The organism is Pseudomonas oryziphila, from assembly GCF_003940825.1.
GTDB lineage: Bacteria > Pseudomonadota > Gammaproteobacteria > Pseudomonadales > Pseudomonadaceae > Aquipseudomonas > Aquipseudomonas sichuanensis.
This window is the reverse complement of the sequence record NZ_CP034338.1, coordinates 4,377,102-4,398,599: the sequence shown is the minus strand read 5'-3', so window position 1 is coordinate 4,398,599 and position 21,498 is coordinate 4,377,102. Positions and strand designations below refer to the sequence as shown.

Sequence of the window (21,498 nt, the reverse complement as noted above, 5' to 3'; positions counted from 1 at the left end):
TTGCCCAGTGAAGGTGTCAGCCTTGGCGGCGCAATGTTTTCTGCTTGAGAATCCAGGCACTGACCAGCACCGCGCTGGTCAGCATGAACGCCCGAGCCCAGAACAACGGCACCAGGTAGCACGACAAGCCGATGCTCGCCCACATCAGGCCGATCGCATACACCTTGCCTTTGAGCGGGATGCCCTCGCCGCTGAGGTAGTCGCGAATCCACGGCCCGAGTTTCGGGTGGTTCACCAACCAAGTGTGAAAGCGCGGCGAGCTACGGGCAAAACAGGCCGCCGCGAGCAGCAGGAAAGGGGTGGTGGGCAGGACCGGCAGGAAGATCCCCAGCACCCCCAGCGCGACGCTGAGCCAGCCGACGGCCAGCAGCAGGTAGCGCACCACGCCGATCAGTGGCGGCGTGGTTTGAGTACGGCAGGTTTTTCGTCCGGTGCGTGCTGCAGCAGGAACAGCGCGCTCAGCGCTTCGGGAATCTGCACGATCATGTCGTCCTGCAGGTTGGCATCGCTGGCGATGTCGGCGAACTCTGGCTGCTCGTCGAACAGGCCCGAACCGACCATGATCGGCAGGAGCATTTCGCTGACTTCATCCTCGGAGTTGTCGAACCAGGCCTCTTCACGCAGGAACACGCCCTCCATGAAACCGATGCACCAGCCGCGCAGGTCCGAGTCGTCCGGCTCGTCGGTCAGGTCGAGGTCGCACGGCAGGTCGAATTCCTCTTCGCTGGCCAACTGGCGAGCGATGTGGCCCTTGAGGGCTACCAGCGTCGCTTCGATCTCGGTGCGTTGGGCATCGCTGGTGTAATGGGGCTCTTCAGCGAACAGCGCGTCGATCCATTCGCGCTCGGGAACCTCTTCCGAGCAGATCGACAGTGCGGTCAGGTAGCCGTGTGCGGCGACGTAGTCCAGCGCTTCTTCGTGCAGCTCATCGGCATCGAGGAAGGCTTGCAGGCGGGTCAGTTGCTCGGCGAAGGACATTACAGGGCTACCTTGGGGAATAAACGATAACGAATTCTAGCACCTTGCGGCGTTCACGGGGCAAAGGGAACGTCTGTCACCGCAGCCTGCCGTGGGCTGAGCCAGTCGGGTATACTCCGCCACTTTTCGTGTTGGGTGGCCTGTGCGGCGATCCGGCAAAAACCGCTTACGCATTTGTACGGTGCCTGGCGGATTTATCGTCCAGCCTGTGTCCAGGATGGTACGGCGATTTTGGAGTGGCAAATGCTCGAACAGGCTCAGCGCGTCCTCAAGGATGTCTTCGGTTACGACAGTTTCCGTGGGCGCCAGGCCGCGATCATCGAATGCGTGGCCAACGGCGGCGATGCCCTGGTGCTGATGCCCACCGGCGGCGGCAAGTCGCTGTGCTTCCAGGTGCCGGGGCTGCTGCGCCCGGGCCTGACGGTAGTGGTGTCGCCATTGATCGCGTTGATGGCCGACCAGGTCGCTACCCTTGACGAACTGGGGGTGGCCGCCGCGGCGCTCAATTCCTCCCTCAGTGCCGAGCAGCAGCGCGAACTGGCAGGGCGCCTGCGCCGCGGCGAGGTGAAGATGCTGTATCTGGCGCCCGAGCGCCTGGTACAGCCGCGCATGCTGGATTTTCTGCGTGACCTCGACATCTCGCTGTTCGCCATCGATGAGGCCCACTGCGTATCGCAATGGGGCCACGACTTCCGCCCCGAATACCTGCAACTGGGCCAGCTCGCCGAGCTGTTCCCCCATGTGCCGCGCATTGCCCTCACCGCCACCGCCGATATGCGCACCCGCGAGGAAATCGTCCAGCGCCTGCACCTGCAGGGCGCCGAGCGCTTCCTGTCGAGCTTCGACCGGCCGAACATCTTCTACCGCATCGTGCCCAAGGAAGCGCCGCGCAAGCAGCTGATGGCCTTCCTCGCCGAGCGCCGTGGCAACGCCGGCATCGTCTACTGCCTGTCACGCAAGAAAGTCGACGAAACTGCAGCCTTCCTCTGCGAACAAGGCTTCCCGGCGCTGCCCTATCACGCAGGCCTGGCAGCCGAAACCCGCGCCGCCAACCAGCACCGCTTCCTCAACGAGGAAGGGCTGATCATGGTCGCCACCATCGCCTTCGGCATGGGCATCGACAAGCCCAACGTGCGCTTCGTCGCCCACCTCGACCTGCCCAAGTCGCTCGAGGCCTACTACCAGGAAACCGGCCGCGCCGGCCGTGATGGCCTGCCGTCGGACGCCTGGATGGCCTACGGCCTGCAGGACATGGTGATGCTCAAGCAGATGCTGCAGAACTCCGAAGGCGACGAGCGCCACAAGCGCATCGAGCAGCACAAGCTCGACGCCATGCTGGCGCTGTGCGAAGAGACCCGCTGCCGCCGCCAGTCGCTGCTGGCCTACTTTGACGAAGTGCTGGAGCAGCCTTGTGGACACTGCGACAACTGCGTAGACCAGATACAGACCTGGGACGCCACCGAGCCTGCCCGGCAGGCCCTGTCGGCGGTGTTCCGCACCGGCCAGCGTTACGGCGTCGGCCACCTGGTCGACGTGCTGCTGGGCAAGGACAACGAAAAGGTACGCAACTTCGGCCACGAAAAACTCTCGGTATACGGCGTCGGCAAGGCGTTGGCCGAGGCCGAATGGCGCTCGTTGTTCCGCCAGTTGGTGGCACGCGGTTTAGTGGATATCGACCTCGAAGGCTATGGCGGCCTGCGCCTGTCCGACAGCTGCCGCCCGCTGCTGCGTGGCGAGGTCAACCTGCAACTGCGCCGCGACCTCAAGCCGCAGACCGTGGCCAAGTCGTCCGGCAGCAGCGGTGGCAGCCCGGCCAGCCAGTTGGTGCGGGCCGAGGAGCGCGAGCTGTGGGAGGCGCTGCGCGCCCTACGGCGCAAACTGGCCGAAGAGCACAGCGTGCCGCCCTACGTCATCTTCCCCGACTCGACGCTGCTGGAAATGCTGCGCAGCATGCCCACCAGCCTCAGCGACATGGCCCAGGTCAGCGGCGTCGGCGCACGCAAGCTGGAGCGCTACGGCCAGGCCTTCCTCGAAGTGCTCAATGGCGCCGGCGGCACCGAAGAGGCGCCGAAAGTGGTACTCGACCTGCGCCACGAGCTGGTCAGCCTGGCCCGCGCCGGCATGACCCCGGCGCAGATCGCCGGCCAGCTCAACTGCAGCGAGAAGAACGTCTACAGCCTGTTGGCAGAAGCCATTGGCCGTCAGGAGCTGAGCCTGGAGCAGGCGCTCGACCTGCCCGAAGAGCTGATGATGGAGGTGCAGGATGCCTTCCTCGATGGCGAGGGTGAGCTGCCGCCGGTTTCGGCTGTCGCGCCGCTGTTCGGCGCGCGCGTCCCCGAAGGCGTGTTGTATTGCGTACGGGCGGCGCTGGCATCGGAGTTCGAACTGTGATCGCTGGCATTTGTGCCATTTGCTGACCTTTGTCAGGCGATTACAGGATTATCCGATGTTTCCCAAGCGCTGAACCTTGCCTCATGGGCTGGGGCATGGTTAGCTGACTAATAATTAGTTCTATTCATTGAGTTGCTTATGCCCCTGACCGACAACCAACACCGCTTCGGCATGCAGCTGGCCCAGATGTCCCGGGGTTGGCGTGCCGAACTGGACCGCCGCCTCGCCGGGCTCAATCTTTCCCAGGCGCGCTGGTTGGTGCTGTTGCACCTGGCGCGCTTTGACGATGCGCCAACCCAGCGTGAGCTGGCCCAGAGCGTCGGGGTTGAAGGCCCGACCCTGGCCCGCCTGCTCGACAGCCTGGAAACCCAGGGCCTGGTGCGGCGTCAGGCGGTAGTGGAAGATCGTCGGGCGAAGAAGATTGTGCTGTGCCCACCGGCCAAACCGCTGATCGAGCAGATCGAGACCATCGCCAATGCTTTGCGCGTCGAGCTGTTCAGCGGCGTTGATGAAGCCGACCTGGAAGTGTGCATGCGGGTGCATGCGAAGATCCTCGGCAATCTCGAGAAATCTTGACAGCAGCGGCAAGTGGCAAGCGGCAAGCCACAAGTGAAAGCGGATCTGCGTACTGACGCGATCCGCTTTTTTCTTGCAGCTTTACACTTGCCGCTTGCAACTTAGAAGGTGTGCCCCAGATTCAGGTACACCGCCTGCTCATTCGCATCGTTGGCCCCATAGCTCAGGTTAAGCGGGCCCAGCGGCGTCTCCAGCCCAAGGAAGATGCTCGCGGCATTGATGTAGCCACTGTCGAATTCATTGTCGTTGTTCCACGCCCGGCCCCGCTCCAGCGACCCTCCGATGTACAGCGGGAAGTCCAGCGGCAGGTAGGCGCGCGGTGTCAGGCGGCGGTAATAGACCATGCGCAGCAGGCTCATGTTCTGCCCGGAGATCGAGTCCTGGCGGAAGCCCGACAGCTGCCGGGCGCCGCCGAACACGAAGCTCGATGTCACCACTTCGGCCTCATCCAGCGTGCGCCCGTAGCGCCCACCCAGCACCAGGGTATTCGGCCCGCTGCTGAAAGCCTTGTCCAGGTTGAACAACCACTGCCGGTAGTTCTGGTCCGAATCCAGCGACTGGTCGTACTTGCGCGCAGTCAGGCCGATCTGCTCGCCGCCATGGGGGAAGTAGACATTGTCGAAGGTATCGTACGAGTACTTGAGCTCGTAGAAGCCCTCGTTGAAGCTGACCTTAGGCAGGCTCTGGTCGCCGATGCGCACCTCGGCCTGGCCCCAGGCCTTGCCCACGCCCAGGCGCACTTCGCCGTAGGTGCTGATCTGCCGCCCGACGTTCAGGCCAAAGCCGTAGCGCTCCAGGCGGTATTCGGCCACCGGGTCGTTGTCCAGCGTGGCCTCGACGTTCTGTGAGCCGAGGTCCAGATAAGGGGCGATGAAGTAGCGTGAGCCAACGTCCAGCGGCTGGTAGAACTCGCTGTACAGCTCCTGTTGGTCGCCGATCTGGGCACGGGTGAGCCATTCGGCGCCCAGGCGGTTGATGCCGTTGACCCGGTAGCTGGCCCCCAGGTTGAAGGCGCTATCGCCGCGCAGGTCGTCGGACAGGTTCAGGCCCAGGCGCAGGTAGTCGGTGCCGCCGCGCCGCCCGCGGGCCTTGATCACCAGGGTGTTGGCCTCGCCTTTGTGCACCACGCGGTATTGCACCTGGTCGAAATAATCCAGGCCGTACAGGGTGCCCATGTCGGTCTGCAGGCGATCGAGTTGCAGCGGCTCGCCGATCGGCTGGCGGATGTAGTAACGAATCACGTCGTCGCTGACCTTGGAGTCGTTTTCCACCTTGATCGCAGTGATCACCGGGGTGCGCTGGCCAGGTGACCGGGCCACCGCCAGGCCGGCATCACCGTCGGCCTGGCGCAGCGCCGCCAGCCGCGGGTCCAGGGCGCGAGTGGCGCGGTAGCCGGCGTCGATCATGTCGCTGGCGCGGCCGAAGTCGGTGACGCCGAAGCTGGCCAGCGGCGGCTGCACCAGGATGTCGTCGCGGGCCAGGCTGGCCAATTGTTCCTCGGAGTTGCGCCGGGTCATCAGGGTGATCGACTGGTTGAGCACGTCGACCACCGTGGCCAGCTGCTTGCGGTTGCGCAGCGGGGTGCCGATGTCGACCACGATGGCGATGTCGACGCCCATCTCGCGCACCACATCCAGCGGGATGTTGTCGGTCATGCCGCCGTCCACCAGCAGCCGGCCGTCCAGTTCCACCGGGGCGAACACCGCCGGGATCGACATGCTGGCGCGGACCACCTGGGGCAGGTGGCCGCGGCGGAACACCACTTTTTCACCCGTGGTGATGTCGGTGGCCACGGCGCGAAAGGGAATCGGCAGCTTGTCGAAGTCGCGGATGTCGGCGGTGTGCGCCAGCTTGCTCTCCAGCAGCAGCGAGAGGTTCTGGCCCTGGATCACCCCCAGCGGCAGGCCCAGGCTGCCATCGTCGCGAAAGCTCAGCTTCTGCTTGACCAGGAAGTCGCGGTCATCCTGCTTGCGGCGGAACGGGATGTCCTCGCGCGGCGGGGCATCGGACAACGCCTGCTGCCAGTCCAGGGTGGTCGCCAGTTTTTCCAGCTCCTCGACGCTGTAGCCCGAGGCATACAGCCCGCCGACCACCGCGCCCATGCTGGTGCCGGCGATGGCGTCGATGCGCACGCCTTGTTCCTCCAGGGCCTTGAGCACACCGATGTGCGCCAGGCCGCGGGCGGCGCCGCCCGACAGCACCAGGCCGACCTTCGGCCTGGCAGGCTCGGCGGCAAACAGGGTGAGGGAGGTGAGCGTCAGCAAAAGGCATAACAGCAGGCGGCGCATCGTGAGTCTCAAAAGCAGCGGTAAAGACCGCTAGTATAAGCGGCCCTTCCTCTGGAGATGCCCGACATGGCCGACAGCAAACCGCAGATCGTCATTACCTACTGCACCCAATGCCAATGGCTGCTGCGTGCCGCCTGGCTGGCCCAGGAACTGCTCAGCACCTTCGCCGACGAGCTTGGCCAGGTGGCGTTGGCGCCAGGTACCGGTGGCGTGTTCTGCATCACTTGCGACGGCGTGCAACTGTGGGAGCGCAAGGCTGATGGCGGCTTCCCCGAAGCCAAGGTGCTCAAGCAGCGGCTGCGCGACCTGATCGACCCCGAGCGCGACCTGGGCCACAACGATCGCTGATCAGGCGCTCTCCACCACGGCGCGCGGTTTCACCGGCTGCTCGGCGGCCATGCGGCTGGACAGCACGATGGCGAAGATGATCAGCGCGCCGCCGGCGAGCATGCGCAGAGTGGGGGTTTCGGCGAACACCACCCAGGCCACGGCGATGCCGTAGACCGGCTCCATGCCGAACACCACCGCCGCGGTGCGGGCCTTGATCACGGCCAGGCTGGCGACGAACAGGCTGTGGGCGACGCCGGTGCAGAACACCCCCAGCAGGGCGATCCACAGCCAGTCCATGGGCGCTACGCTGGCCAGCCCCGGGGCGGCGAAGGGCAGCAGGCACAGGCTGACTACCAGGTTCTGCCACAGCGCCGCCTGCACCGCCGGCAGGCGCCCGGAACCTGCGCGGTTGGTCAGTGACAGCAGCGAGAACAGCAGCCCCGAAAGCAGCGCCCAGAGCAGCCCACCGGTGGCCTCGCTGGCCAGGTCGAAAGCCGGGGTGACCAGCACCAGGCCGATGCTCACCAGCACCACCAGCACGGCCTCGTTGCGACGGATACGCTCACGGAACAACAGGCCTTCAAGGATGACGGTGAAGGCCGGGAAGCTGGCAAAGCCCAAGGTGGCAATGGCCACGCCCGCGACCTTGACCGCGACGAAGAAGCTCACCCAGTGCCCTGCCAGCAATACCCCGCCCAACAGCAGGCGGCGCAGGTCGCGCCCGCCCAAAGGCTGCCAGGCCTGACGCGCCAGGCTGGCGAACAGGCCCAGGGCGAGCACGGCGAAGGCGGCGCGGCCGAAGACGATGATCGACGGGCTGGCACTGGCGGCCAGTTTGCCGAACACGCCGGTCAGGCCAAAGAACAGCGCGCCGATGTGCAGGGCGCCGAGGGCGGTGCGGTGGTTCATGGTGGTCCTTGGGTTGTTTGCGCGATATTACCGGCCCTATCGCGGGGCAAGCCCGCTCCCACGGTTCCGCGATAGGGCTGGTACCGGTGCTCAGTGTAAAAGGCCGGTTCGCCGGTGTCTGTCGCCAGCCTCGCGTCAGTTATCGCCGGGCTCTCGCCGCAACGCCGAAGGTGTGCAGCCAAATGCCCGCAGCACCGCCGCACTGAAGGCACTCTGCGACTCGTATCCCACCCGCGCGGCGATCTCGCCCACTGGCAGCAGGGACTCGCGCAACAACTGCCGGGCCATTAGCAGCCGCCGCTGGCGAATGTAGTCCATCGGCGTGATGCCGCATTCCGCAGTGAAACGCGCATGCAGTCGAGCGCTGGACAGCCCGGCCAGCCGCGCCAGGTCAGCGACCTGCAGTGGGTAGGCGGCATGCTGTTGGATATGGGCGTCGAAGGCTGCGTAGGGCAGGCGGCTGCTGGCGACTATCGGTGCCGCCGCCTGCGGGTTGAGGCTGGCCAGCAACAGCACCGCACCCTGGCGGGCGATCAATGGGTCGTCCATCGGGCTGGTCGCCAGCCAGTCCACCAACTGCTGCTGGCGGTTGTCCAGGCCCAGCGCGCCGGGGCGGTCGAGCAGGCGGCGGCTGGCATCGGCATGCGCCCCCAGCTGTTCGCCGAGCCAATGCTCGCCCGGCACATCCAGCACCAGGCAGTGACTGCCGGCGGTGCTGCCGCAGGTATGGTGGGCACCGGCAGGCACCACCATCAAGGCCTGGCGATCGACCCGCGCACCCTGGCCCTGCACCTCGAAGTCCAGCCGCCCGCGCAGGCCGAACACCAGTTGCGGGTGCTCGTGGCTGTGGGCGATCAACTCGTCACGGTAGTGGCGCAGCGAAAGCAGCGGGCCGGTGGTCATGGTGGGTCCTCGTAGGGCAGGGAAAGAGTGTACACCCGGCAAGGCGCGATCAGTCGTCATCGGCCTGCCACCAACCTGTCACCTGTGCCTGCCAGTCTCCAGCAAACAGTGCCGGAGCCTGCCCATGACCCATGCCGAAACCGTCCGCCCGTCACGCAAGCAGCGTGTCCGTACCCTGTGGATCTCCGACGTGCACCTGGGCACTCGGGATTGCCAGGCCGAACACCTGTCGCACTTTCTCAAGGGGTATCAGGCCGGCCGCATCTACCTGGTCGGCGACATCATCGATGGCTGGAAGCTGCGCGGCGGCATCTATTGGCCCCAGGCGCACACCAACGTCATTCGCCGCCTGTTGACCATGAGCAAGCGCGGTACCGAAGTCATCTACGTCACCGGCAACCATGACGAGTTCCTGCGCCGCTATTCCAAACTGATCCTCGGCAATATCCAGCTGGTGGACGAAGCCGAACACCTCACCGCCGATGGCCGTCGCCTGCTGGTGATCCATGGCGACCAGTTCGACGTGATCACCCGTTATCACCGCTGGCTGGCGTTCCTGGGCGACCGCGCCTACGAATTCACCCTGGTGCTCAACCGCTGGCTCAACCACTGGCGCGCCCGCTATGGCTACGGTTACTGGTCGCTGTCTGCCTACCTCAAGCACAAGGTCAAGGGTGCGGTCAGCTTCATCAGCGATTTCGAGGATGCGATTGCCCACGAATGCACCCGGCGAGGCTTCCAGGGCGTGGTCTGCGGGCATATACACCATGCCGAAATACGCCGGGTTGGCGAGGTGGAATACCTCAACTGCGGTGACTGGGTGGAGTCGTGCACGGCGCTGATCGAGCATTGGGACGGGCAGATCGAGCTGTACCGCTTCGCCGATGCCCAGGCGCGCGAGGTGGCGCAGCGGTTGGCGGAGCTTGGCGAACCGGCGTGAATCCGTGCTGGCTTCATCGCTGGCAAGCCAGCTCCCACTTCGATCGCGCGCGCCTCAAGCCATACGCATTCCTGTGGGAGCCGGCTTGCCGGCGATGAGGTAGGGACTTGCGGCCTATGACTCAGGCAGATTCCTGCAAGGCCGCTTTGTAGATGGATTGCCTCGGCTGGGCGAATACCCGCTCAAGCATCGCCTCGAAGAACGACAACGGCAGGCTTTCATAGTCGGGGTCGAACGCGGCGGCATCGTAGCGTGCACAGAAATCGATGGTCTGCTGGTACTGCGGGTGTGCGCTGAATTGCTCGCGCAAGTGTCGGTCCATGCCCAGGTGGTGGAAGAAGTAGTAGCCCTGGAAGATCCCGTGGTGTTCCACCATCCACAGGTTCTCGGGGCTGACGAAGGGCTTGAGGATCGCCGCGGCGATGTCCGGGTGGTTGTAGCTGCCCAGGGTGTCGCCAATGTCGTGCAGCAGCGCGCAGACCACGTACTCCTCGTCGCGCCCGTCACGCCAGGCGCGGCTGGCGGTCTGCAGCGAATGGCTGAGGCGGTCGATGGGGAAACCGCCGAAGTCACCGTCGAGCAAGCGCAGGTGCGCCAGGATGCGGCGCGGCAGTTGGCGGGCATAGGCGCGAAAGTCATCGGCGATGATCGCCCAGTCCTGGGCGGTGCCATCGCGCATGTGGTTGAAACTGGCTTGCTGGTTCATTGCCTTTGGGCTACTCGAGGCGGGGACATGCCAACAGTGTTGGGCATGTCGGCGGGCCTGGCAGTGGCCGGCGGGGACGTGAACCTGGCCTTGCGGGCCGTTATTCAGAGGCTGAGCCGGCCCAGCAGAATGTCGCGAAACATGGCGAAGTCGCCGATCAGGCTGTACCAGGGGTGGGTGAAGGTGGCCGGGCGATTCTTCTCGAAGAAGAAGTGGCCGGCCCAGGCGAAACCGTAGCCGGCCAGAGGCACGGCGAGCAGCAGCAGCCACTTGCCGCTGGCGAGGGTGTAGGCGAGCAGGGCGATCACCAGGCTGGTACCGACGAAGTGCAGGCGGCGGCAGGTGGGGTTGCTGTGCTCGCCCAGGTAATAGGGATAGAACTCGGCAAAACTGCGGAACTGCGCTGTGCTGGTCATGGCTGTGCTCCCGAAGCTGCTGTTTGAAGACAGGATACACGGCGTGGAGCCTGAATCGAGTCTAGAGTCAGCTGATGCGCTGGCCAGTGACAATTGGCGCCAATTGAGTATCCTTTCGATTCACCGCAGGAGCGGTCAGCACAAGAAGCCTGTCATGAGTGAGAGAACCACTTCAGCCAGCTGGGCATCAGGGATCGTCAAGGCGCTTGAGCTGGAGGGGCTCGACTGCCCGGCCATGTTCAGGCAACTGGGACTGGATTTTGCCGCCCTCGAAGACCCCGATGCGCGTTTCCCCCAGGACGCCATGACCCGGCTGTGGCAACTGGCGGTCGAGCTGTCCGGCAATGAAGCCATCGGCCTGAACATGGCCCGGGTGGTGCGCCCGGCTTCGTTTCATGTGGTCGGTTATGCGCTGATGTCCAGCCGCACCCTGGCCGAAGGTTTCGAGCGCCTGGTGCGTTACCAGCGGATTATTGCCGAAAGCTCGGACCTGAGCTTTTGCCTCGGGCCGGAAGGCTATTCGCTGATCCTGACGGTGCATGGCGACCATCTGCCGCCCACCCGGCACAGCGCGGAAGCCTCGCTGGCGTGCGCCCTGGCGCTGTCGAGCTGGCTCAGCGGGCGGCCGATCCAGCTGCGGCGGGTGCTGATCCAGGGCCCGCAGCCGAAGAATATCGAGCCGTACAAGGTGGCGTTCCACGCACCACTGGTATTTGGCGCGGCCCATGATGCGCTGCTGTTCGAGCGCGCTGACATGGAGGCGCCATTGCCCACCGCCAACGAAGCCATGGCCATACTGCATGATCGTTTTGCCGGCGAGTACCTGGCGCGGTTCTCGGAGAGCCGGGTCACCCATCGGGTGCGCCAGGTGCTGTGCCGCATCCTGCCGCAAGGCGAGCCCAAGCGTGACACCGTGGCCCAGGCCCTGCACCTGTCGCAGCGCACCCTGCAGCGGCGCCTGCAGGACGAGGGCACCAGCTTCCAGACCCTGCTCGACGACACCCGCCGGGAACTGGCCGAGCAGTACCTCGCCCAGCCGGGTACCACCTTGCTGGAAACCGCCTACCTGCTGGGGTTTGCCGACCCGAGCAATTTCTACCGGGCGTTCCGCCGCTGGTTTGATGCCACCCCCAGCGAGTACCGCGCGCGCTTGACCCTCAGTGACGCCAGAACGCTGGCATGCACAACACCAGCACCGTGATGATCTCCAGCCGGCCCAGCAACATGCCGCCGGCCAGGATCCACTTGGCGGCATCCGGCAAGGTGGCGTAGTTGCCGGCCGGGCCGATCACCTCGCCCAGGCCCGGCCCGACCCCCGAGACGGTGCCTGCGGCGCCGGTCAGCGCGGTCATCCAGTCGACGCCCAGCAGCGACAGCAGCAGGGCGATGATGCAGATGGTGATGGCGAAGAAGAACGAGAAAGTCAGGATCGAACGCACGATCTCTTCGTCGAGACGGTGGCCGTTGTACTTCTGCTTGATCACCGCGCGCGGGTGGATCAGCTGGTTGAGGTTGGCCTTGAGCAGGATATAGGCCACCTGGAAACGGAAGATCTTGATGCCGCCGGCAGTCGAGCCCGAGCAGCCCCCGACGAAACCCAGATAGAAGAACAGCATCAGCGAGAAGTTGCCCCACAGGCTGTAGTCGCCCAGGGCGAAACCGGTAGTGGTGACCACCGAGGTGACGTTCAGCGCCACGTGGCGCAGGGCATCGAGCCAGTGCAGGTCGGTGGTGGCCCAGTACCAGGTGCCCAGCACCAGCCAGGTGGCCACCAGCATGCCGAGCAGGCCCTGGACCTGCTGGTCCTTGATCAGCGCCTTGCGGTGGCCGCGCAGGGTGGCCACGTAGAGGGTGAACGGCACGCTGCCGAGGATCATCACCACCACCGCGACCCAGTGCACCGCCGGGATGTCCCATTTGGCCAGCGACTGGTCGGAAGTGGAGAACCCGCCGGTGGAGATCGCCGACATGGCGTGGTTGATCGCATCGAACAGGCCCATGCCCGCCCACCAGAACGCCAGGCTGCCGAACACCGTGATGCCGACGTAGACCCCGACGATCGACTTGGCGACCATGTGCGAGCGCGGCATGACCTTCTCCGAACGGTCGGACGACTCGGTCTGGAACAGGCGCATGCCACCGATGCGCAGCAGCGGCAGGATCGCCACCGCCATGCCGATGAAGCCGATGCCACCCAGCCAGTGCAGCATCGAGCGCCACATCAGGATGCCGGGTGACATGCTGTCCAGCCCGCTGAGCACCGTGGCGCCGGTGGCGGTAATGCCCGACATGCTCTCGAAGAAGGCATCGGTGTAGCTGATGTGCTGGGTGAGCAGGAACGGCAGGGCGGCAAACACGCACACCACCAGCCAACTGCTGACGGTCAGCAGGTACATGTCGCGCGGGCGCAGGTGCACGTGTTCGGGGCGGCCGGGCACCACCAGGCCGAGGCCGGCGACGAAGGTGATCAGGCTCGACCAGAGGAACGATGGCATGTCGCCGGTGCGTTCGAAGACCACCAGGGTCGCCATGGGCACCACCATGCTCACCGCCAGGGTGATCAGGAAGATGCCGATGATGAAACCAATGATCCTTAAGGTCGGCAACGCCATGTGATCTGCCCTGACTCGCAACGGAAAGGGCGCCATTTTAAGCCGCAAGTTGCAAGCTGCAAGCTTCAAGTGCGAACGGGGCGGTATCGCGGCTGCTTTTTCTTGCGGCTTGCAGCTTGAAGCTTGCAGCTTGAGAATGGCGGCACTTTCAACTTGCCAGGAGGGAAGCCGATGGAGGCTCTCGACGCATTGCTCAACCGTGTTTCCGTGCCACGCCTGACGGAGCCCGCGCCCAACGCCGCGCAGCGCGAGGCGCTGTTCCAGGCGGCACTGCGTGCGCCGGACCATGGCCAGCTGCGGCCCTGGCGCTTCCTGACCATCGAAGGGCAGGGCCGCGATAAGCTCGGCGAGCTGTTCGCCGAAGCGGTACAGGCCAAGGGTGATGCCACCCAGGCTGCGTTGGACAAGGCCCGGGCCATGCCACTGCGCGCGCCGCTGCTGATCGTGGTGATCGCCAAACTGCAGGATCACTTCAAGGTGCCGAAGATCGAGCAGCGCCTGGCCGCCGGTTGTGCGGCCCACGGGATCCTGATTGCGGCGCATGCCCAGGGCATCGGCGCGGTATGGCGCACCGGCGACATGGCCTTCGATGCCCATGTGCACAAGGGTCTTGGGCTGGCCGAGAACGAAGAACTGATCGGCTACCTGTACGTCGGCACGCCAATGGCCGAGCCGCGCACCGCGCCGATCCTGGAAACCGCCGAGTACGTCAGCGCCTGGGGCGAGTGATGTGGCGGGGGCCGCTTTGCGGCCCTTCGCGGGTAAACCCGCTCCCACAGGATCGCGCGCGCCTTGAGAATGGCGCAGTCCTGTGGGAGCGGGTTTACCCGCGAAGAGCTGCATGGCAGCTCAGGGGAATGTCAGCCAGCACTGACTTCGCAGGGCAACGCCAGCGTCGCCACAAACCCACCCTGCGGATGATTCGCCAGCGTCAGGCTGCCGCCATGGCGCTCCGCCGCCTTGCGCGCGATCGCCAGCCCCAACCCATGCCCCGGTGCCTCCTGGCCCGGTGCGCGGTAGAACGGCTCGCCCAACTGCGCTAGATGTTCCTCTGCCACCCCCGGCCCATGGTCACGCACGCTCAGGACAATGCGCTCCTGTTCACGGTGGGCATCAATTTCGATCGGTTGCCCCAGCGGATTGAAGCGCAGGGCATTGCGCAGCAGGTTGTCCACCGCCCGCTCGATCAAGGTCGGCCAGCCTTGCAGGGTCAGCCCCGGCTGCATCTGCAGGCGCACTTCCTGATCCGGCGCCGCCAACTGAGCGTCTTTACGCACGCCACCCAGCACGGCATTGAGGTCCACGGGCTCGGCATGCGCCTGCTCGGCATCGACCCGGGCCAGTACCAGGATTTCACTGATCAGGTCTTCCAGGCGGTCGCACTCACGGGTCAGCCGTGGCCATAAGGCCTGGCGCTGTTCGGGCCCGGCGCGTTCGGCCAGGGCCAGGGCGACGCGCAGGCGCGCCAAGGGCGAGCGCAATTCGTGGGACACATCGCGTAGCAACTGGCGCTGGCTGCCGATCAGGCTTTGCAGGCGCGCGCCCATCTTGTTGAAGTCGTTGGCCAGCACGCCGAACTCGTCGCGGCGCACGGCCAGGCGCGCCAGGCTGTTCTGCTGATAGCTGGCCTGCCCCAGGTCGTGCACCGCGCCGCGCAGGCGGCTCAGCGGGCGGGTGATCGACAAGGTCACCAGCAGGCTGAACAGGGTCAGCACCACCAGCGCGATGCCCAGCGCGCTGAGCGGCCAGATCAGGCTTTCGCGGTGCCAGGCGGCCAGTTCCGGGTGGGGGATACGGTAGATCAGCAGGTAGGTTTCGCCGCTGGTGGGGCTGGTGTATTCCTCGGTCAGGCGGCGCCAGGGCAGGCGGCGTTCGTCGTTGTGCTGGCGCGCCTCGAACGCGGCAGCGCGGCGCGGGAAGGTGCCGGGAACCACGGCATCGCCACTGTCGTCGAGCACCTGCACGTCAATCTTGTAGCGTTGCTTGCGCCGTTCAAGGAAGCGTTGCGACGACTCCAGGCCTTCCTGTTCGTAATGCTGCACCCAGCGGCTGGCCAGGGTGTTCAGGCCGGGGTGGCGGCTGAGGATCCAGGTGTCCTGGTTGAGCATGTGGCCCAGCAGGATCGACAGGCCGGCGACCAGGGCGATGGCCAGCCAGAAGCTGGCCAGGATGCGCCAGAACAGTGAACGCAAGACGAGCACCTCCGTGAAATGGCAAAAGCCCGGCCCGCTGCTGAGCGGGCCGGGCATTGGGGGGACAGCTTACTGGGCCTTGCTGCCTTTTTCAGCCTTCCAGGCCTGGAACTCCTGCCACTCGGCCTTGCGCGCGGCGCGTTCCTTTTGCAGTTCGTCGAACTTCTTCTGCTGGTCCGGCTTGAGCAGGGCGCGGATCTGGCCTTCGGTCTTGTCGTGGCTGGCCTTGATTTCGTCCTTCATGGCCTTCTGCTCGGCTGCCGGCAGCTTGTTCATGTAGCGCTCGGTGATGTCGCGGCGTTGTTGCATCTGCTCGCCCATCAGCTTGCCGATCTGCTGGCGCTGGTCGCGGCTCAGGTCCAGTTGGGCGAAAGGCGCGTCACCGCGATGATGCGGGCCGTCGTGGCGCGGGCCGCCTTCAGGCATGGCCATGGCTACGGTCGGCAGGGCGGCGGCGAACATCAGGGCGATAAGGGTCTTGCGCATGGTGTCTCTCCTTTCAGGGGCCGGTGGTTACCGGATGAGCCCAGTCTAGGGAGATCAAGGTCAAGGGCGGTCAGGCGAGGGTAAAGGGAGGGTAAAGAGCTGCAAGCTTCAAGCTGCAAGCTTCAAGTAAAAGCGGGGGTGATCCTCGATTTGCTGTTTCTTGAAGCTTGAAGCTTGAAGCTTGTAGCTGCCTTCAAAGGCTGTAGTAGTAGCCTCGGCTACGCAACGCGACGATGCGTGGGCGGCCGTCGGCGTGCGGGCCGATCTTCTTGCGCAGGTTGCTGACATGCATGTCCAGGCTGCGGTCGTAGAGGGTGAGCTTGCGGCCCAGGCCGATCTGCGCCAGCTCCTGCTTGTCCAGCGGTTTACCGGGCTGGCGCAGCAGGGCTTCGAGGATGCGGCTCTCGGACAGCGTAAGGGTCATCTCGCGCTGGTCGATGCTGACCACGCCGCGTACCGGGCTGAAGACCATGTCGCCGACCTCGATCTGCGAGGTGGGCGCGCTGGGGTGGCTGCGGCGCAGCACAGCGCGCAGGCGAGCGGTGAGCTCGCGGGGGTCGCAGGGTTTGGCCAGGTAGTCGTCGGCGCCGAGCTCCAGGCCAAGGATACGGTCCAGCGGCTCGCCACGGGCCGAGAGCATCAGCACCGGCAGGTCGGCGTGTTCGCTGCGCAGCTGCTTGAGCAGTTCCAGGCCGCTGCCGTCGGGCAGCATCACATCCAGTACCACCGCTGCCGGTGCGTGGGCGGCCAGGGCCTGGCGCGCACTCAAGCCATCGTGGCAGGCGCGCACCTCGAAGCCTTCCTGGGTCAGCCAGCTGCCAAGCAGCTCACACAGCTCCTGGTCATCATCAATCAGTAACAGCTCGCTCATGTCTCACTCAATTCAACCATTGCCGGCGTCGTCTGTGACCGCCGCTGGCTAAGATACCGCAGACTACCGACAACAGTGCAACGGCCGAACCGATCAGGAACCATTGTTGCTGGTCGGTGAGCAGGCGTTGCACCGGATTGGCCCCGGCCTGCAGCTCCTTGATGGCCAGCTTCAGGCGCTGGTTGTCCTGGCGCAGGCGGCTCAGCTGGGCGCTCTCGCGTTCGCTGTCCTGGCTCTGCATTTGCTGGGCCAGCAGGGTGCGTTGTTTCTCGCTCTCTTCCAGGCGCTGCTGCAGCTCGGTGATTCGCGCCCCGGCTTCCAGCGACAACGGCTGTTCGGCCACGGCGAAAGGGGATAGCAGCAACAGGCAAAGCAGCACGGACATCGGACCTTGACGCATTGGGACTCCTGATTCTTGTCGGTTCAGGAGGTTGTCGGCCGGTCGTCGCAATTTATGAATAGTGCAGCGCGGGGGTGTAGCTGGGAGCAGTTGTGTGGGAGCGGGCTTGCCCCGCGATAGCGATAGCTTGGACTGGCGCAATCGCGGGGCAAGCCCGCTCCCACGAAGCTGCACCCACAACAACTACTCTTACGGCAGGACTTGCTTGAACGGCTTGACCACGACCTTGTCGTAGACACCTGCAGCGATGTACGGGTCGGCGTCGGCCCAGGCCTGGGCGGCGGCCAGCGACTCGAACTCGGCGACGATCAGGCTGCCGCTGAAGCCGGCGGCGCCGGGGTCGTTGCTGTCGATGGCCGGGTGCGGGCCGGCCAGCACCACGCGGCCTTCGGCCTTGAGCTGTTGCAGACGCTCGATGTGGGCAGGGCGGGCGGCCAGGCGTTTTTCCAGGGAGTTCGCGACGTCGCTGGCGATGATGGCGTAGAGCATGTCAGTCCTTGGGTTTGGAAGTGGAGGGGTCGGTGTCGTGCAGGTGACGCGAGAGGTATACACCCTGCGCCACCAGGAAGATCACGGTCATGCCCAGGCTGCCGAACACCTTGAAGTCGACCCAGAAGGCCTGGAAGGTGAAGGCAACGAACAGGTTGGCGGCGCCGCAGACCAGGAAGAAGACGATCCATGCCAGGTTCAGGCGGGTCCAGACTGTTTCTGGAAGTGTCAGAGCGTGGCCCATGATGCGTTTGATCAGCACCCGGTCACCGATGAAGTGGCTACCGGCGAAGGCCAGGGCAAACAGCCAGTTGACCACCGGCGCCTTCCACTTGAGGAAGGTTTCGCTGTGGAAGGCCAGGGTCAGGCCACCGAACACCAGGCAGGCGACCAGGGTCAGCAACTGGCCTTTTTCGAGCTTGCGGTGGCGCAGGAACAGCGCGCCGTAAACCACCAGCGAGCTGAGGATAAGCATCGCCGTGGCGCTGTAGATACCGCCGAATTCAAAGCTGTGGCCGGCGAATTCAACCGGGCGCGGGTCCAGTTTGTAGACGATGAAGAACAGCAGCAGCGGGATGAAATCGATGAATTGTTTCACAGTGGCAGCCAGAAGCGGGATGTGACGGCATAATAACAAACATCGATTCCGGCGAAAGCGCTCCACCATGAATGTTGATCTGCACTGTCACAGCACGGCCTCCGACGGCGCCCTGTCGCCCACGGCACTGGTCGCCCGGGCCCATGAGCATGGGGTGCGGACCTTGTCGCTCACCGATCACGACACTCTCGAGGGCCTGCCCGAGGCCCGCCAGGCCTGCCTCGACAACGGCATGCACTGGGTCAGTGGCGTGGAGCTGTCGTGCACCTGGGGCGGCGCAACCATCCATGTGCTGGGTTACGACTTCCCCCTCGATGCACCACCGTTGCTCGAAGCCATCGAAAACCTTCACCGTGGCCGCTGGCTGCGCGCCGAAGAGATCGATCGCAAGCTGGCCGCCAAAGGCATGCCCGGTGCGCTCGAAGGTGCGCGGGCGGTGCAGCAGGAGTTGGGCGACAGCGGCAACGCCCCGGCACGCCCGCATTTCGCCGAGTTCATGGTGCGCGCAGGCTTCGTCAAGGACCGCGGCGAAGCGTTTCGCAAGTGGCTGGGCGCCGGCAAGCTGGGCGACGTCAAGTTGCACTGGCCGACACTCGAGGAAACCGTCGCCACGCTGCGCCAGTCCAATGCGTGGGTGAGCCTGGCTCATCCCATGCACTACGAACTGACCCGCAGCAAGCGCAGACGGCTGATTGCCGACTATATTCAGGCAGGTGGGCAGGCACTGGAAGTGGTCAATGGGATGATGCCGCCCGAGCAGGTGGGGACGATGTCCATCCTCACCCGTGAGTTTGGCCTGCTGGCAAGCGCTGGCAGCGATTTCCACGGCCCTGGCACCTGGGGCGAGATCGGTGCCTACCGGCCATTGCCTGAGGACCTGCCACCCCTGTGGCGCCGATTCCGACATGAACAGCCTATGGCGGTATGAACAGGACGACTTCGTGAGCCAATTTTTCCAGATTCATGCGGAAAACCCGCAGGCGCGGCTGATCAAGCAGGCCGTCGAAATCATCCGCAAGGGTGGTGTGGTGGTCTATCCCACCGATTCGGCTTATGCGCTGGGCTGCCAGATCGGCGACAAGAACGCCATCGAGCGTGTCCGCCGCCTGCGTCAGCTGGACAAGAACCACAACTTCACCCTGCTGTGCTGCGATCTGTCGCAGATGGGCACCTTCGCCAAGATCGACACGGCGACGTTCCGCCTGCTCAAGGCCCATGTCCCAGGCCCTTACACCTTCATCCTCAATGCCACCCGCGAAGTGCCACGCCTGCTGCTGCACGAAAAGCGCCGTACCATCGGCCTGCGCGTGCCGTCCAACCCGATCGTCCTGGCGCTGCTTGAAGAGCTCGGCGAGCCCTTGATGAGCGTGAGCCTGATCCTGCCGGGCGATGAAGACCCCATGACCGATCCGTACGAGATTCGCCAGCGCCTGGAGCACCATGTCGACCTTATCGTCGACGGTGGCTTTGGCGATTTGAAGGCGTCCACGGTGATCGACCTGACCGGCGATGAACCCGAGCTGATCCGCGAAGGGTGCGGTGACCCTGCGCCGTTCCTGGCCAGCGCGTGAGCCAGGTGGAAGCGCCCGAGGCGCCGGCCAGCGAGGCCGAGACGCCTTTCCAGCTGCAATTGGCCCTGGTCTATGGCGAAGCCCTGACCGAGCTGCCGGTCGACCTGTACATCCCGCCGGACGCCCTGGAGGTCTTCCTCGAAGCCTTCGAGGGCCCGCTGGACCTGCTGCTGTACCTGATTCGCAAGCAGAACGTCGACATCCTCGATATCCCGGTGGCAGAAATCACCCGCCAGTACATGAGCTATGTCGAGCTGATGAAGAACGTGCGCCTGGAGCTGGCCGCCGAGTACCTGGTGATGGCTGCGATGCTCGCCGAGATCAAGTCGCGCATGCTGCTGCCGCGTTCCGCCGAGGTGGAGGAGGACGAGGGCGACCCACGCGCCGAGTTGATTCGCCGCCTGCAGGAATACGAGCGCTTCAAGGCCGCCGCCGAGGGCATCGACGCCTTGCCACGGGTTGGCCGCGAGGTAGTGGTGCCGCAGCTGGATGCGCCCCAGGCCAAGGTTCGCAAGCTGCTGCCCGATGTCGCCCTGGAAGAGATCCTGTTGTCCATGGCCGAGGTCATGCGCCGCAATGACCTGTTCGAAAGCCACCAGATCACCCGCGAGGCCCTGTCTACCCGCGAGCGCATGAGCCAGGTGCTCGAACGCCTCAAGGGAGGCGAGTTCGTGCCCTTCGTCGAGCTGTTCAGCGCCGAGGAAGGCAAGCTCGGGGTGGTGGTGACCTTCATGGCGATTCTTGAGCTGGTGAAGGAATCGCTGATCGAACTGGTGCAAAATGAGGCTTTCGCCCCGATCCACGTCCGCGCCCGGGCAGAGTGACCTGACAACCCCATGAACCTGAACGAACCCCGTGAACTCGCGTCGCTGATCGAGGCTTTCCTGCTCGCCTCGGGCAAGCCGCAATCCCTTGAGCGCCTGTACGAACTGTTCGAAGAGGCTGAGCGCCCGGCGCCGGCTGTCTTCAAGAAAGCCCTGGAGGTGCTTGGCAAGTCTTGCAATGGCCGCGCCTTCGAGCTCAAGGAGGTGGCCACCGGTTACCGCCTGCAGATTCGCGAAAGCTATGCGCCTTGGGTCGGCCGCCTGTGGGAAGAGCGCCCGCAGCGCTATTCCCGCGCCTTGCTTGAAACCATTGCGCTGATCGCCTATCGCCAACCCATTACCCGCGGCGAGATCGAGGATGTGCGGGGGGTGGCGGTGAACAGCAACATCATCAAGACCCTGATGGAGCGTGAGTGGATCCGTATCGTCGGTTACCGCGAGGTGCCCGGGCGGCCGGCCATGTTCGCCACCACCAAGGCATTCCTCGATCACTTCAACCTCAAGAGCCTCGATCAGCTCCCGGCACTGGCCGAGCTGCGTGAACTGGAGCCAGAGGCGCCACTCGACGACCCGGACGAGGCGCCGGTGCCCGCGCACTTGCAGGCCTTGGCCGATGCCAGCCTGGGCGAGGAGGGTGAAGCGCCAGCGCCGAAGGATGAAACCAGCTTCCGCTCGCTGCTGGTGGAGCTGGATGCGATGGAAGAGGGGCTCAAGACTGATTTCGATGATTTGCGCGAAGAGCCTGAAGCGCAAGCCAAGCTGGAACCCTGATGGCCATGTGTCTGCTGCGCCGGCCTCTTCGCGGGTAAATCGCAGCGGCGAACCGCCGCTCCCACAGGATTACTGCTGAACCTGTGGGAGCGGGTTTACCCGCGAAAGGGCTGCAGTGCCATCTGGCAGAAAGCCTACCCCGGCCTCAAAAAACAACCTACCCTCCAGTGCGTTCCCGCGCCGAACCGCGTATGATGCGCGCCCCTTTGGCGCATCCGTCGCCAAAAAACGCTTTCACTAATACACC

24 protein-coding genes are annotated in these 21,498 nt (G+C 64.8%); 10 read left to right on the top strand and 14 right to left on the bottom strand.

Annotated features, from left to right (window positions below; genetic code table 11):
- Positions 1–16: 16 nt before the first annotated feature.
- Together EJA05_RS20580 and EJA05_RS20575 are read right to left on the bottom strand one after the other, a co-directional pair.
- Complete coding sequence (locus tag EJA05_RS20580) at positions 17–382, bottom strand: YbaN family protein (RefSeq protein ID WP_125859578.1); 366 nt, start codon at positions 380–382, stop codon at positions 17–19.
- An 8-nt stretch (positions 383–390) separates the two neighbouring features.
- The gene (locus tag EJA05_RS20575) at positions 391–978 is read right to left on the bottom strand and encodes a YecA/YgfB family protein (protein ID WP_125859577.1); all 588 of its coding nucleotides are present in this window, start codon (positions 976–978) and stop codon (positions 391–393) included.
- Between the two features lie 243 nt (positions 979–1,221).
- On the opposite strand from EJA05_RS20575, the gene recQ reads away from it, so the two are divergent.
- Both recQ and EJA05_RS20565 read left to right on the top strand, forming a co-directional pair.
- Positions 1,222–3,369: a DNA helicase RecQ gene (gene recQ / locus EJA05_RS20570; RefSeq protein ID WP_125859576.1), complete on the top strand. Its 2,148-nt coding sequence runs from the start codon at positions 1,222–1,224 to the stop codon at positions 3,367–3,369.
- Positions 3,370–3,507: 138 nt separating this feature from the next.
- Positions 3,508–3,945: a MarR family transcriptional regulator gene (locus EJA05_RS20565; protein ID WP_125465059.1), complete on the top strand. Its 438-nt coding sequence runs from the start codon at positions 3,508–3,510 to the stop codon at positions 3,943–3,945.
- A gap of 101 nt (positions 3,946–4,046) precedes the next feature.
- Here the strand turns inward: EJA05_RS20565 and EJA05_RS20560 are convergent, their stop codons facing one another.
- Positions 4,047–6,233: a patatin-like phospholipase family protein gene (locus EJA05_RS20560; protein WP_125859575.1), complete on the bottom strand. Its 2,187-nt coding sequence runs from the start codon at positions 6,231–6,233 to the stop codon at positions 4,047–4,049.
- 66 nt (positions 6,234–6,299) lie between these two features.
- Here EJA05_RS20560 and EJA05_RS20555 point away from each other — a divergent pair, with 66 nt between their 5' ends.
- The gene (locus EJA05_RS20555) at positions 6,300–6,581 is read left to right on the top strand and encodes a SelT/SelW/SelH family protein (protein WP_125859574.1); all 282 of its coding nucleotides are present in this window, start codon (positions 6,300–6,302) and stop codon (positions 6,579–6,581) included.
- Here EJA05_RS20555 and EJA05_RS20550 read toward each other — a convergent pair whose 3' ends face one another.
- Complete coding sequence (locus EJA05_RS20550; protein ID WP_125465057.1) at positions 6,582–7,472, bottom strand: DMT family transporter; 891 nt, start codon at positions 7,470–7,472, stop codon at positions 6,582–6,584. It abuts the gene before it with no gap.
- A 135-nt stretch (positions 7,473–7,607) separates the two neighbouring features.
- Positions 7,608–8,375 (bottom strand): helix-turn-helix transcriptional regulator, encoded by a 768-nt coding sequence (locus tag EJA05_RS20545; RefSeq protein ID WP_125859573.1) that lies wholly within the window; start codon positions 8,373–8,375, stop codon positions 7,608–7,610.
- A 124-nt stretch (positions 8,376–8,499) separates the two neighbouring features.
- Here EJA05_RS20545 and EJA05_RS20540 point away from each other — a divergent pair, with 124 nt between their 5' ends.
- Entirely contained in the window at positions 8,500–9,315 is an 816-nt protein-coding gene (locus EJA05_RS20540; protein ID WP_125859572.1) for a UDP-2,3-diacylglucosamine diphosphatase, read from the top strand.
- A 121-nt stretch (positions 9,316–9,436) separates the two neighbouring features.
- Here the strand turns inward: EJA05_RS20540 and EJA05_RS20535 are convergent, their stop codons facing one another.
- On the bottom strand, positions 9,437–10,021 hold the full coding sequence (locus EJA05_RS20535) for an HD domain-containing protein (protein ID WP_125859571.1): 585 nt from the start codon (positions 10,019–10,021) through the stop codon (positions 9,437–9,439).
- 104 nt (positions 10,022–10,125) lie between these two features.
- Complete coding sequence (locus EJA05_RS20530) at positions 10,126–10,437, bottom strand: DUF962 domain-containing protein (RefSeq protein ID WP_125465053.1); 312 nt, start codon at positions 10,435–10,437, stop codon at positions 10,126–10,128.
- A gap of 154 nt (positions 10,438–10,591) precedes the next feature.
- On the opposite strand from EJA05_RS20530, the gene EJA05_RS20525 reads away from it, so the two are divergent.
- Positions 10,592–11,638, top strand: a complete 1,047-nt coding sequence (locus tag EJA05_RS20525; RefSeq protein WP_125859570.1) for an AraC family transcriptional regulator — start codon at positions 10,592–10,594, stop codon at positions 11,636–11,638.
- On the opposite strand, the gene EJA05_RS20520 is transcribed toward EJA05_RS20525, so the two are convergent.
- A complete protein-coding gene (locus EJA05_RS20520; RefSeq protein WP_110991943.1) occupies positions 11,595–13,049 on the bottom strand; it encodes a TrkH family potassium uptake protein in 1,455 nt (484 codons plus the stop codon). The two genes, EJA05_RS20525 and EJA05_RS20520, sit on opposite strands and share 44 nt — an antisense overlap.
- Before the next feature lie 171 nt (positions 13,050–13,220).
- Between EJA05_RS20520 and EJA05_RS20515 the strand changes: the two genes are divergently transcribed.
- Positions 13,221–13,778, top strand: a complete 558-nt coding sequence (locus EJA05_RS20515) for an NAD(P)H nitroreductase (RefSeq protein WP_125859569.1) — start codon at positions 13,221–13,223, stop codon at positions 13,776–13,778.
- A 131-nt stretch (positions 13,779–13,909) separates the two neighbouring features.
- Here the strand turns inward: EJA05_RS20515 and EJA05_RS20510 are convergent, their stop codons facing one another.
- The 6 genes from EJA05_RS20510 to EJA05_RS20485 form a co-directional block, all read right to left on the bottom strand.
- On the bottom strand, positions 13,910–15,298 hold the full coding sequence (locus EJA05_RS20510; protein ID WP_125859568.1) for a sensor histidine kinase: 1,389 nt from the start codon (positions 15,296–15,298) through the stop codon (positions 13,910–13,912).
- 12 nt (positions 15,299–15,310) lie between these two features.
- On the bottom strand, positions 15,311–15,727 hold the full coding sequence (locus EJA05_RS20505) for a Spy/CpxP family protein refolding chaperone (protein WP_125465049.1): 417 nt from the start codon (positions 15,725–15,727) through the stop codon (positions 15,311–15,313).
- Positions 15,728–15,920: 193 nt separating this feature from the next.
- A complete protein-coding gene (locus EJA05_RS20500) occupies positions 15,921–16,598 on the bottom strand; it encodes a response regulator transcription factor (RefSeq protein ID WP_125859567.1) in 678 nt (225 codons plus the stop codon).
- A gap of 7 nt (positions 16,599–16,605) precedes the next feature.
- On the bottom strand, positions 16,606–16,998 hold the full coding sequence (locus EJA05_RS20495) for a translation initiation factor 2 (protein ID WP_125859566.1): 393 nt from the start codon (positions 16,996–16,998) through the stop codon (positions 16,606–16,608).
- A gap of 189 nt (positions 16,999–17,187) precedes the next feature.
- The gene (locus tag EJA05_RS20490; RefSeq protein WP_110991937.1) at positions 17,188–17,487 is read right to left on the bottom strand and encodes a YciI family protein; all 300 of its coding nucleotides are present in this window, start codon (positions 17,485–17,487) and stop codon (positions 17,188–17,190) included.
- A 1-nt stretch (position 17,488) separates the two neighbouring features.
- Positions 17,489–18,085 carry a septation protein A gene (locus EJA05_RS20485; protein ID WP_110991936.1) on the bottom strand — a complete coding sequence of 199 codons (597 nt, stop codon included), beginning with the start codon at positions 18,083–18,085 and terminating at the stop codon, positions 17,489–17,491.
- Between the two features lie 67 nt (positions 18,086–18,152).
- On the opposite strand from EJA05_RS20485, the gene EJA05_RS20480 reads away from it, so the two are divergent.
- From EJA05_RS20480 to scpB, 4 genes are all read left to right on the top strand, one after another.
- On the top strand, positions 18,153–19,013 hold the full coding sequence (locus tag EJA05_RS20480; protein ID WP_125465045.1) for a PHP domain-containing protein: 861 nt from the start codon (positions 18,153–18,155) through the stop codon (positions 19,011–19,013).
- 13 nt (positions 19,014–19,026) lie between these two features.
- Positions 19,027–19,656 (top strand): L-threonylcarbamoyladenylate synthase, encoded by a 630-nt coding sequence (locus EJA05_RS20475; protein ID WP_110991965.1) that lies wholly within the window; start codon positions 19,027–19,029, stop codon positions 19,654–19,656.
- A 125-nt stretch (positions 19,657–19,781) separates the two neighbouring features.
- On the top strand, positions 19,782–20,480 hold the full coding sequence (locus EJA05_RS20470) for a segregation and condensation protein A (protein ID WP_190306093.1): 699 nt from the start codon (positions 19,782–19,784) through the stop codon (positions 20,478–20,480).
- Between the two features lie 12 nt (positions 20,481–20,492).
- Positions 20,493–21,251, top strand: coding sequence for an SMC-Scp complex subunit ScpB (gene scpB / locus EJA05_RS20465; protein WP_125859564.1), 759 nt, complete (start codon positions 20,493–20,495; stop codon positions 21,249–21,251).
- Positions 21,252–21,498: the final 247 nt, after the last annotated feature.